Here is an 11,922-nt window from a genome sequence, read left to right on the forward strand (position 1 = left end):
GATTAGGCCGCAGCGATTTCTCTCGCCTCAAAACTATCCGCCCGCGCCATCTGCCACATCCGCGAATAAAACTCCCCATTCACCTCCCCAGTGAGCAATTCCCCCGGTTTCAAAAACACATGCAACTGCGAAAACAGCTTGATCTCAGTGGCGGACATGCGTCGTACCAAATGCTTGGGCTGCAACTGCGAAGGATGCTCAAGCCCGGCGGCGGCGAGCATTTCGGCCAGGGCCTTGAGGGTGTTGCGGTGGAAGTTGTAGACCCGTTGGGCTTTATCCGGTACGACCAGGGCGCGCTGGCGCAGGGTGTCTTGGGTGGCGACGCCGGTGGGGCATTTGTTGGTGTGGCAGCTTTGGGACTGGATGCAGCCGATGGCGAACATGAAGCCGCGCGCGGCGTTGGCCCAGTCGGCGCCGATGGCCAGGACGCTGGCGATGTCGAAGGCGCTGACGATCTTGCCGCTGGCGCCGAGCTTGATCTTGTCCCGCAGGTTCAGGCCCACCAGGGTGTTGTGCACGAACAGCAGGCCCTCGCGCAGCGGCACGCCGATGTGGTCGGTGAATTCCACTGGCGCCGCGCCCGTACCGCCTTCCTTGCCGTCCACCACGATGAAGTCGGGGAGGATTCCGCTTTCCAGCATGGCCTTGGCGATGCCCATGAATTCCCAGGGATGGCCCAGGCAGAATTTGAAGCCCACCGGTTTGCCGCCGGACAGTTCGCGCAGTTGCTGGACGAACTGCATCAGTTCTATCGGCGTGGAAAACGCGCTGTGACGTGACGGCGAAACACAATCCTCGCCCATGAGGATGCCCCGGGTCTCGGCGATTTCCCGGGTGACCTTGTGCTTGGGCAGGATCCCGCCGTGGCCGGGTTTGGCGCCCTGGCTCATCTTGATTTCAATCATCCGCACCTGCGGGTTCTGCGCCTGGACGGCGAAGCGTTCCGGGTCGAAGCGCCCGTCGCTGGTGCGGCAGCCGAAATAACCGCTGCCCAGTTCCCAGGTCAGGTCGCCGCCGTGTTCGCGATGGTAGGGGCTGATGCTGCCTTCACCGGTGTCGTGGGCGAAGTTGCCCAACTTGGCGCCTTGGTTCAACGCCCGGATCGCATTGGCGCTCAGGGAGCCGAAACTCATCGCCGAGATGTTGAACACCGACGCTGAGTACGGCTGGGTGCACTGCGGGCCGCCGACCGTCACGCGAAAACCGCTGGGATCGCTCAACGGTGCCGGGCGCATGGAATGGCCGATGAATTCGAAGCCGGTCTGGTAGACGTCGATCAGGGTGCCGAAGGGTTTGTCGGCGCTTTCGTTCTTGGCCCGGGAGTACACCAGCGAACGTTGGGCCCGGGAGAAGGGCAGGGCCTCGCTGTCGGATTCGAGCAGGTACTGGCGGATCTCCGGGCGGATGCCTTCGACCAGGTAGCGGATGTTGCCCAGGATCGGATAGTTGCGCCGCACCGCGTGGCGGCTTTGCAGCAGGTCGAACAGCCCCAGCAGGCTTAACAGCCCCGTCACCAGTGCCATCGGCCAGAGCCAGTCGTGTTGCAGGAATGGCAGGCTGGCGAGGGTGAAGATGACACAGCCGGCGAAGAAGGCGTAACGGCTCAGCAGCGACAGGCTCATGCGGTTTCCTTAGGGGGAGCGGTTGATGGGGGGATATGGTACTCAGGAATATTAGGTCTGTGGGGAGGGCACTTATCTGTGGTGAGGGGATCTGTGGCGAGGGGATTTATCCCCGCTGGGCTGCGGAGCAGCCCCCTAAAGCAGCGAACTCAATCTACCTGGCGCACCGAGTTGCCTGGTTTGGGGGCTGCTTCGCAGCCCAGCGGGGATAAATCCCCTCGCCACAGGAAACTCCCTGCCACAGGTAAACTTCCCTGCCATTGATGAATTTCCTTCCACAAGAACGTGGTTGCACCGCGCCTGTCAGCCCGCCTGCTTCATCTGCCGCAACGGTAATTCCACGCGGAAGGTGGTGCCGACGCCGACTTCGCTGCGTACCGTGATTTCGCCGTGGTGTTTTTTCACGATGCCGTAGGACAACGACAGCCCGAGCCCTGTGCCCTGGCCGATGGGTTTGGTGGTGAAGAACGGGTCGAAGATTTTCTGCAGGGTATCGGGGGGGATGCCCGAGCCGTTGTCGGCGACTTCGATCCATACGGTTTCATCACCAACGCCGTTGCGCAGGGTGATGGTGCCGCGCTCGGGGCCGATGGCCTGGGCGGCGTTGACGATCAGGTTCATGATCACCTGGTTGATCTGCGACGGCAGGCATTCCACTTCCGGCAACGGCGTGTACTCCTTGACCACGTCGGCCTTGTATTTGATTTCATTGGCGACGATGTTCAACGTCGAATCCATGCCCTGCTGCAAATTGGCCATCTGCCATTCCTGGCTGGAATCGACGCGAGAGAAGTCCTTCAGGTCCTTGACGATCTGCCCGACCCGGCCAATGCCATCCTTGGACTCCTTGATCAGCAGGGGAATGTCCTCGACGAGAAAGTCCAGCTCCACCTGTTCGCGCAGCTTGCGCAATTGCACCACCAGCTCCGGCGAGGCGATGGCCCCCTCGGCGCTGCCGTAGGCGCTGAGCATTTCCTGGAGTTTGCCGAAGTAGCCGTCCAATGCACCCAGGTTGGAAGAAATGAAACCGATCGGGTTGTTGATTTCATGGGCCACCCCAGCCGCCAACTGTCCCAGCGAGGCGAGCTTTTCCGATTGCACCAGTTGGGTTTCCAGCATCTTGCGTTCGTCGATTTCCATTTGCAGCAGCTCGCTGGCCTGTTTGAACGCCTGGGTCCGTTGTTCCACCAGGTCTTCGAGCTTGTTCATTTTCAGTTCCGCGCGGGAGGTCATTTCCCATTTGGTGGTCAGGGTGTTGGCCATCTGCTGGACTTCGATGTTGTCGAACGGTTTTTTCAAGATCAGCAAACGGTCGTGGCCGTTCAGACGGTCGAGCAGTTCATCCCAGGAATAATCCGAATAGGCGGTGCAGACCACCACTTGCAACTGCGGGTCGCGCTTCCAGAGTTCTTCGATGGTCTTGGCGCCATCCCAGCCTTCGGGCATGCGCATGTCGACAAAGGCCAGGGCATAAGGACGCCCTTTTGCCGATGCCTCCAGCAACTTGTTCAGGCCTTCCATCCCGCCATAGGCCGAGTCGAGTTCGAACACGGTGGCAGCAGGTTTTGGTGCTTCGCCGAACAGCGCGCTTTCCATGTCCAGCAAGTCAGCGTTGCTGTCATCCTCCGGGGTGAGGATCTTGCGGAAATCTTCATGAATGGCGGGTGTATCGTCGATCAACAGGATGCGGCGGTTACTCATGCTATTCATGGCTCACCTTCTGCAAGTTTCAGGGGCAGTTGCAGTTGGAACGTCGCCCCCCTGCCTGGCCCCTCACTGTGGGCGGTGAGGCGGCCTTCCATTTCAATGGCCGCCAATGCGCAACTGTGCAGGCCAAAGCCGTGGCCTTCCTTACGCGTGGTAAAACCGTGGGCGAAGATGCGCGTCATGTTTTCCTCCGGGATACCTTCGCCTTCGTCCTTGACGCTGATTTGCAGGGTCTGGCCATCGACGACGGCAGCCTTCAGGGTCATGTTTCGCGCATGATTGGAAACCCCCGCCATGGCGTATTTGGCGTTGCTGATCAGGTTGATCAGGATCAACAGCAAGCGGTGTTTGTCACCCATGATCCGCGGCACATCGCCGTATTCCTTGATCACCGTAACATGGTGACGGGTCAGGGCGCCCGAATTCATGCGCAAGGCATCTTCGAGCAGTTCGCTGACCACCAAGGGTTCCAGCAGGCTGTTGGCCCCGGCATAGGATTGCTGGGTGGAAACGATGTCCTTGATGTGGTCCACGCTCTTGCTCAACTGGGCCAGTTCGTCGGTCATGCCCTGTTGCTCGAGCGCGATGGCCTCGACCAGTTGGTTGAGGTAACCGGGCAGCAGCTTGCCTTTGGCGTCTTCGGTGAAAAAGTGCCCGAGGTTATCGGCGTGTTCGTTGATCAGTTGCATCGCCTTGCCCAGCCCCTGGGCCTTGCTACTGCGCAGTTTGCGGCTGACCAGGTCGGCGGAGATGTTCACGCTGTTGAGGACGTTGCCGACGTTGTGCAACACGTTGGTGGCGATTTCCGCCATGCCGGCCTGGCGGGCGGTGTCCATCAATTCGCTCTGGGTGTCCTTGAGCTGGCGGGTCCGTTCTTCAACCCGCTGTTCCAGTTCATCGTTGGCGCTTTGCAGAGCGTTGTTGACCCTTTTGATCTCGGCGAAACTGCGTACCAGCCGGATCGCCAGCCAGATCAGTATCAAGACCAGGAACGTGGCGAACACCAGCAGGTAGACATGGTTACGTTCGTACTTGGCCGCGGCTTTGCTCTGGTCTTTCTCCAACAGGTCAGTAATGGTGTCCAGGTGTCCGGACACGGGGATCGCTTCGATGGCCGCTAACAGCTCATTGACCCGCGGTTGTTCGCGCAGGATCAGCGCGATGTGCCTGCTCAGGATGTCAACAGGGCCTTGAAGCCCCTGGGGCATGCGCTCCTTGTTGATGTCCAGCCGGTTCAGGCCCAGCAGCACTTCGGCGGCTACCTCGCTGGTGCTCAACTGGGCGAACTCCATGCTGCTGAGCAACAGGTCGTAGGTGTCGATGGCGACGTTTTGCAGTTGCAGGCGCTCCGTGTCGGCCAGCCGGGCGAACTGGGCCTGGATGTCGTCCTCGGCGGAGGGCAGGAAGGCCATGGAGTTGCGCAGCACCGCGTTGTGGGATTTGAACTGTTCCACCAACCGGGTCTTTTCCTTGACCGCCTTGAGGTACTCGTCGCGCTGGGCTTCCCAGAGTGACGGCTTGTGGCGTCCGGGCTCCGATTCGATGGCGTCGAGACGCTGCCACAGGCGCGCCATTTCATGCAGGGGCGTGACCAGGGGATCGTAGTTTTGGGTCAGGGCGATCCGCGACTTGAGCACTTCGTTGTCCCAGATGGCGTCCTGCTGCTTGAGCAGGCGAATCAGATCCCGGGACTCAATGTACGAGGCGGCCTGCTGGGCCCCTGAATTGATGTACATGAACAGCAGGACCGATGCCAGCAACAGGCCGATGAACGCAAGGCCGAGGCGACGGAGAGTGGTCATAGGGGCTTGCCCTCCGATTCACCGGTCAGCGTCTTGAGGAACTCGACGATCAGGGTCGTATCGTTCTTGAGGGGCTCACGCCCCAGTTGGTACTTGAACATGATCTCCACCGCGCGTTCCAGGGTCGGGGCCGACGCGTCATGGAAATACGGGGCGGTGACGGCCACATTGCGCAGGCTGGGCACCTTGAAGACCTGGCGGTCGGCTTCATCGCCAGTGATGTTGAAGCGTCCTTCGTCGGCTCGGGTAGGGTTGCCCCGATCCTTGATGTAGTCGCCCATCACCCCGAACTTCTGGAACATGTTGCCGCCGATGTTCACGCCTTGGTGGCAGGCGATGCAGCCGTACTCCTTGAAGCGCTGGTAACCGAACTTTTCCCGGGGCGTGAGGATGTCGGTATTGCCCAGCAGGTATTGGTCGAAGCGCGAATTGGGTGTCTGCAAGGTGCGCTCGTAATCCGCCAGTGCGCCCTGGATATTGGGCTTGGTCACGCCGTCGGGATACGCGTCCTTGAAGTCCTTGGCATAACCGGGGTCATTGGCGATGCGCTTGACGACCGATTCCCAGGTGCTGCCCATTTCCGCCGGGCTGGTCACGACTGCGTGGACCTGTTCTTCCAACGTGTCGACGCGACCATCCCAGAACTGGTGGAAGTTCAGGCCGGCATTGAACACGGTCGGCGTATTGACCTCCACCGGCTTGCCGTCGAAGCCCAGGGAGAACGGCTTGTCGTCGGCACCGCCCTTGTCCAGGCGATGGCAACTGGCACAGGACAGGGTGTTGTTGACCGACAGCCGCGGGTCATTGAACAGCCGCAACCCCAGTTGGACGCGCTTGGGGTCCAGGGCCGGAGCCGGTGGCAGGGGTTTGAGGGGTTCGTCCAGTGGCTCGGCGTGAGCGGTCACGCTTGATCCCACGAGTAGGCCGAGAGCCAGAATCAGTCCATGTAACGCCATGGGATGCTTTCCTTGAAACTTTGGTTGATAACACTCAGGTGTTCACGAAAACGGGTTCTGGCGTTTTTCCCACTCGGTCATCCAGTCGGCGAAGGCCTGCGGTTCGACGGCCTTGCTGAAGTAATAACCCTGGACCTCCTCGCAATGGTGCTTCTTGAGAAATTCCAACTGTTCGAGGGTTTCCACACCTTCGGCAATGATGTGCAGGTTCAGGCTCTTGCCCAGGCTGATGATGGTGCTCACCAGCTTGGCGTCGTTGCTGTCGATGCTCAGGTCACCGACGAACGACTGGTCGATCTTCAACACATCCACCGGAAATTTCTGCAGGTAGCTCAGGCTCGAATAGCCGGTGCCGAAGTCGTCGATGGCCAGGCGAATGCCTAGCTGCTTGATGGCCTTGAGGATGGCTACCGTGGTATCGACGTTCTGCATCAGTACACTTTCGGTGATCTCCAGTTCTAACTGTGTCGGAGCCAAGCCGGTTTCCTTGAGGGTGCGGGCGATGCCTTCGACGAAGCCGCGCTGGCGAAAATCGATGGCCGAGACGTTCACCGACAGGTACAGCGGGCGCATGCCCTGGGCTTGCCAGCGACACGCCTGCTGGCAGGCTTCCTGAAGCACCCATTGGCTCAGCGGAACGATCAGGCCGCTGTCCTCGGCCACCGGAATGAAATCCGACGGATAGACCAGGCCATGATCCGGCCTGTTCCAGCGCACCAGCGCCTCGACACCGACCACCTTGCCGCTCTTGAGGTCGAGCTTGGGTTGGTAATGCAGCACGAACTCCTTGCGTTGCAGGCCCAGGCGCAGGCCGGATTCGATAGTCTGTTGCTGTCGCGCCCGGCGGTTCATGTCTTCGGTGAAAAACCGGTAGTCGTTGGGGCCGGTTTCCTTGACGTTGCGCATCGCTGTCTCGGCTTTCTTGATCAGCGCCACGGCGTCGAAACCGTCGGAGGGGTACACGCTGATGCCCAGGCTCGCGGTGACGGTCAGGTCATGGCCGTCGATGGGTTGCGGGGAACTGATGGCCGCCAGCAGTTTGTCGGCCACGCCTTTGGTCTGCTGCGGGTCGACGATGTCTCCCAGCACCACCACGAATTCATCGGAACCGTAGCGAAACACCGAATCGGATTCACGCACCACGGTCGCCAGTGCCCGGGCCACTCGCTTGAGCATTTCATCGCCCACGGGATGGCCCAGCGCGTTATTGATGCGCTTGAAGCGGTCCAGGCCGATGAACATCACCGCCAGCTGCCGGTCGTGCCGGCGGCACTGGGCCATGGCCTGGGTCAGGCGATCGCCGAGCAACATGCTGTTGGGCAACTCGGTGAGCACGTCGTATTGCAGCAGGTGGGATACCTTGAGCAATTCCTGGACGCGTTCTTCGATCGTGCGCTCCAGGCTGCGCATTTTCCTCGCCGCATCCTGGGCCAGCTGCCACTTCCAAGTCATGGCGCTGGCCATCTGGCGGATTTCCAGGGTGTCGAAGGGTTTCTTGAGGATCAGCAACTGATCGTCGAACTCGATCCGTTCGGACATGGTTTCCCAGGAGTAATCCGAGAACGCCGTGCACAGGGCGATTTGCAGGCGCGGGTCGGCTTCCCACAGCCGCTCGATGGTTTGCAGGCCGTCCCAGCCCGGTGGCATGCGCATGTCAGCGAACACCATCGCATAGGGCTGGCCTTCGGCCTGGGCGCGCTTGACCAGTTCCAGCGCCTCTTCGCCCTGGTAGGCCGAGTCGATCTGAAATTGCAGCCGGCTGACCTGTGGGGTGCCGAACAGCAGGCTCTCGGTGTCGTCCAGTGAGTCATCGCTGCCGGCGCTGGGGCTGAGGATCTTGCGAAAGTCCTGGTGGATCGCCGGTGTGTCGTCCACCACCAGGATTCGCCGGTTGGCAGGTACCGACATCGGGTTCATGGATTGCTCTCCGATAGCTCGCTCGCTGGTCGGGTCCAGTGGTCTGTCGCCGGAACGATGGTGCCGGCCTTGAGCAGTTCGGCGGCCTGGCCGCTGTCGACCACGGTGCTGAAGTAATGCCCCTGGGCCTGCATCGCGCCGCCGCTGGACATCAGCGTGGTGCGTTGCTCCTGGGTTTCGACGCCCTCGGCAATGATCCCGATGCCCACGTCCCGGGCGAAGTTGATGATCGCCCGCAACGTCGTGGCATTCTCGGGATCGGCGTTGGCGCTGTCGAGGAAACGCTGGGCGAGCTTGAGGTGATTGACCCGGTAAGTCTTGAGGTAATCGAACGAAGAGTACTCGGTGCCGAAGTCATCGATGGCGATCTGCACGCCCAACTCGCAGAGGCGCGGCAGCACGTCGTTGTGGGTCCACTTGGTCTGGGCCAGGGTGGCTTCGGTGACGTCGAAGCGCAGGTCCCAGGGCGCCAGTTCCCAGCGCGCGGTGGTGCGCAGCACGTCGTAGATCAGTTCCGGGCCGGTCTTGAGCTGGGTCAGGGACAGGTCGATGGCGATTACCGGGGGCGCCATGCCCTGGTCGCGCCACTGGCGCATTTGTTGGCAAGCCTGGTCCAGCACCCAATGCCCCAGGCCAATGATGATCCCGGTTTTCTCGGCGGCGGGCATGAAGACCGCCGGCTCCAGCCAGCCACGTTGGGGGTGGTTCCAGCGCACTTGCACGCCCATGCCGAGGATCTTGCCGGTGCCGAGGTCGACTTCCGGCAGGTAGTGCAGGTGCAGTTCCTGGTTTTCGATGGCTTGGCGCAGATCGTTGGCCAGGGCGACCCGGTCGGTGACTTCCTGGTTAATTTCCTCGTTATGGAAATGGTACTGGTTGCGGCCCTTTTCCTTGGAGCGGTACAGGGCCATGTCGGACTGCGCCATCAGGCTGTCGGCACTCAGGCTCTGCGGGGTGTACAGGGCGATGCCGATGCTCACCGAGATCCGCACGTCGTTGCCGTCCAGGGAGTACGGTGCCACGAGGGCATCGCGGATCTTGCCCGCCAGCGCGGCGCAATGGGTCGCTTCATGGACGTCCAGTTGCAGGAGGGCGAACTCGTCGCCGCCCAGGCGCGCCACCACGTCGTTTTCCCGGGTGCAGGCCTTGATCCGTGTGGCGACTTCCTGCAACAGCAGGTCGCCGATGGGGTGACCCAGGGTGTCGTTGATCCGTTTGAAGTGGTCCAGGTCCAGGTAGAACATCGCAAACGGCGCCGCACCCCGACGAGCGGCGGCGAAGGCCTGGTGCAGGCGCTCGATCATGGTGGCGCGGTTGGCCAGCCCGGTCAGGCCGTCGGTGCGGGCCAGCAGGGCGATTTTCTCTTCGGCCAGCTTGCGCTCGGTAATGTCGAGGATGATGCCTTCTATTTCCAGCAACAGGCCTTGCTCGTTGCGCACCGGGATGTAGCGGTTCTCTACCCAGCGGTACGTGTCGTCGCCGGTGTGCATGCGGAACTCGATGGATGCCCCTGCGGTGTCGCGGTCCAGAACGCGGACCATGGCCTCATGGACCTTCTCCTGGTCGTCGGGGTGGATCAGGGTTTGCGCCCAGTCCGGCGAGTTGGTCAGTTGCGCTGCGGAATGGCCGAACTTGGTGATGTTGTGGGAGATGTACATCAATGCGAACGGCGGCTCGCCCCGCAGGCGATAGAGAATGGTCGGGCTGTTCTGCACGATGATGTTGGCGTCGGCCAGTTCGCGGGTGCGTTCCTCGACTGCGCGCTCGAGCATGTCCATTTTCAGCGCCGCGTCTTCGGTCATTTGCCATTTGACGGTCAAGGTACTGGCCATCTGGCGGATCTCGATGGCGTCGAAGGGTTTTTTCAGGATGAGCAGGCGGTCGCCCAGTTCAAGGCGATCGGCAATGTCTTCCCAGGAATAGTCCGAGTAAGCGGTGCACAGGGCGACTTGCAGCTTGGGGTCGGCGCGCCACAGCCGCTCGATGGTTTCCAGGCCGTCCCAGCCCGGCGGCATGCGCATGTCGATGAACGCCATGGCGAAGGGTTGCCCCTGGGCCAGCGCCGTTTCGACCTTGTTCAGGGCCTCCATGCCCTGGAATGCCGAATCGAGCACGAAACTCGCACCAGAAACCGCCACGGGCGAGCCGAACAAGGCCTCTTCGGCGCTGCTCAGGCTGTCCTGGGTGTTCGCCTCGGGGCTGAGGATCTTGCGGAAATCCTCATGGATAGTCGGCGTGTCGTCGACAATCAGGATTCGCCGATTAGTTTTATCCAACGGCAGGCTCATGGCCGTGCACCGTTTTGATGCTGACTATAGAACCCTGGAAACATCTGATATCCCTTTCGCTGGCATGAGTATTCGGCCTGTACATGGCCCTTCATGGGATACAGCATAGTCGTCTCATCGGGATACGCTCGGTCAGTGATGGCAAATGTGTCTAAATGTTCGCAATCTACTAGCCTGTATTTCGGGGGTAAGGTAGAACGGTTGTCGTGAATAGGAGGGGGGTTTCAAATGGAAGATCAATCGCCGGATGTTCCGGTAAGGAAGCCATCGGTGCTGTTGGTCGATGACGAAGAGTCGATCCTCAATAGCCTGCGTCGGCTATTGCGCAGCCAGCCGTACGAGATCCTGCTGGCCGACAGTGGCGCCAGGGCCCTGGAAATTCTCAAGGAGCGGCCGGTCGACCTGGTGATGACCGATGCGCGCATGCCGAACATGGATGGCGCCACGCTGCTGGCCGAGATCCGCAAGCTGTACCCATCGACCTTGCGCATCCTGCTCACCGGTTATGCCGATGTGGACATGATGACCAAGGCCATCAACGAGGGGCAACTCTATCGCTACCTCAGCAAGCCCTGGAACGATGAGGAACTGGTGCAGGCCTTGCGCCAGGCCCTGTCCCACCAGCATTCCGAAAGCGAGCGCCAGCGCCTCGAAGCGCTGAATCGCGAGCAGAACCAGCAACTCAAGACCCTTAACGCCACCCTGGAAAAACGCGTGGCGTCGCGCACCTCCGAGCTGCAGCAGACCGCCGACATGCTCGATTTGGCCTATGACGAGCTCAAGCGCAGTTATGTGACCAGCACCGAAGTGTTTTCGCTGATCGCCAACCTGCGCCTGCCCAAGGCCAAGCAGACCAACCGGCAGATCATCGAGTTGATCAGGGTCTATAGCCGGCTGCATTTCCTCGATGAGTCCACCGACCGCGACCTGACCATGGCCGCGGCGCTCTACAACATCGGCAAGCTGAGCTGGACCGACAACATGATGGTCACGCCTGCCGACTTGCTGCACCACAACGAACTTGAGCTCTATCGGGCCTATCCGAAGCAGAGCGAATCGCTGCTGATGACCCTGGACCCGATGAAGGATGCGGCGCGGATCATTCGCCATCACCAGGAGCGTTGGGACGGCAGCGGCTTCCCCGAGCACCTCAGGGGCGAGGCCATTCCGTTCGGTTCGAGGCTGTTGAAACTGGCGGTGGACTTCATCGAGCTGCAGCGCGGGTTGATCCTGGAGCGGCAGATGAACAGCGACGAAGCGCTGGTCTACATCCGCAAGTACGCCGGCAAGCTGTACGACCCGGACATGGTCGAGGATTTCATCAAGGCCTGTGGGGAATACTTGGAGGACGTGACCCTGTCCGACCCGACGGTAGAGGTCAAGACCACCCGCGAACTGATGCCCGGCATGATCCTGGCCCGCAACCTCAACGCTGACAACGGCATGCTGCTGCTCAACGCCGGCAAGGTCCTGAGCGGCCCGCTGGTGGAAAAGCTCATCGCCTTCGAAGCGATGGAAGGGGCCCGGTACAGCGTGTTCGTCAAGATCCCCGAAGAGCAGGCCGACCCTACGGCGCCGAAGCCGATTTTGGGGTGACGCGGATCGGACGACGCCATCGCTCCCACAAGGC

General features: G+C 61.0%; 7 protein-coding genes. 1 reads left to right on the forward strand and 6 read right to left on the reverse strand.

The genetic code is table 11. The features are described 5' to 3' along the window. Positions 1-2 precede the first annotated feature (2 nt). From BLU76_RS15740 to BLU76_RS15765, 6 genes are all read right to left on the reverse strand, one after another. Positions 3-1,622, reverse strand: a complete 1,620-nt coding sequence (locus tag BLU76_RS15740; RefSeq protein WP_092223422.1) for an FMN-binding glutamate synthase family protein — start codon at positions 1,620-1,622, stop codon at positions 3-5. Between the two features lie 303 nt (positions 1,623-1,925). Then, positions 1,926-3,332, reverse strand: a complete 1,407-nt coding sequence (locus BLU76_RS15745; protein WP_092146938.1) for an ATP-binding protein — start codon at positions 3,330-3,332, stop codon at positions 1,926-1,928. Beyond that, positions 3,329-5,131 (reverse strand): DAHL domain-containing protein, encoded by a 1,803-nt coding sequence (locus BLU76_RS15750; protein ID WP_092223424.1) that lies wholly within the window; start codon positions 5,129-5,131, stop codon positions 3,329-3,331. The genes BLU76_RS15745 and BLU76_RS15750 overlap by 4 nt, the downstream gene beginning before the upstream one ends. Further along, positions 5,128-6,087, reverse strand: a complete 960-nt coding sequence (locus BLU76_RS15755) for a cytochrome-c peroxidase (RefSeq protein WP_092223426.1) — start codon at positions 6,085-6,087, stop codon at positions 5,128-5,130. The genes BLU76_RS15750 and BLU76_RS15755 overlap by 4 nt, the downstream gene beginning before the upstream one ends. A 42-nt stretch (positions 6,088-6,129) precedes the next feature. Further along, positions 6,130-8,004, reverse strand: a complete 1,875-nt coding sequence (locus tag BLU76_RS15760; RefSeq protein WP_092146944.1) for a putative bifunctional diguanylate cyclase/phosphodiesterase — start codon at positions 8,002-8,004, stop codon at positions 6,130-6,132. Next, entirely contained in the window at positions 8,001-10,292 is a 2,292-nt protein-coding gene (locus tag BLU76_RS15765; RefSeq protein ID WP_092146946.1) for a GGDEF/EAL domain-containing response regulator, read from the reverse strand. Before BLU76_RS15765 ends, BLU76_RS15760 begins: the two co-directional genes overlap by 4 nt. Positions 10,293-10,520: 228 nt before the next feature. Here BLU76_RS15765 and BLU76_RS15770 point away from each other — a divergent pair, with 228 nt between their 5' ends. Further along, a complete protein-coding gene (locus BLU76_RS15770) occupies positions 10,521-11,888 on the forward strand; it encodes a response regulator c-di-GMP phosphodiesterase, NosR family (RefSeq protein ID WP_092146948.1) in 1,368 nt (455 codons plus the stop codon). Positions 11,889-11,922: the final 34 nt, after the last annotated feature.

The organism is Pseudomonas sp. NFACC08-1 (genome assembly GCF_900106735.1).
Classification (GTDB): Bacteria; Pseudomonadota; Gammaproteobacteria; order Pseudomonadales; family Pseudomonadaceae; genus Aquipseudomonas; species Aquipseudomonas fluorescens_Q.

Coding starts and splice junctions, on each gene's coding strand:
- BLU76_RS15740 (WP_092223422.1), bottom strand. CDS start 1,622: ATGAGCCTGTCGCTGCTGAGCCGTTACGCCTTCTTCGCCGGCTGTGTC.
- BLU76_RS15745 (WP_092146938.1), bottom strand. CDS start 3,332: ATGAATAGCATGAGTAACCGCCGCATCCTGTTGATCGACGATACACCC.
- BLU76_RS15750 (WP_092223424.1), bottom strand. CDS start 5,131: ATGACCACTCTCCGTCGCCTCGGCCTTGCGTTCATCGGCCTGTTGCTG.
- BLU76_RS15755 (WP_092223426.1), bottom strand. CDS start 6,087: ATGGCGTTACATGGACTGATTCTGGCTCTCGGCCTACTCGTGGGATCA.
- BLU76_RS15760 (WP_092146944.1), bottom strand. CDS start 8,004: ATGAACCCGATGTCGGTACCTGCCAACCGGCGAATCCTGGTGGTGGAC.
- BLU76_RS15765 (WP_092146946.1), bottom strand. CDS start 10,292: ATGAGCCTGCCGTTGGATAAAACTAATCGGCGAATCCTGATTGTCGAC.
- BLU76_RS15770 (WP_092146948.1), top strand. CDS start 10,521: ATGGAAGATCAATCGCCGGATGTTCCGGTAAGGAAGCCATCGGTGCTG.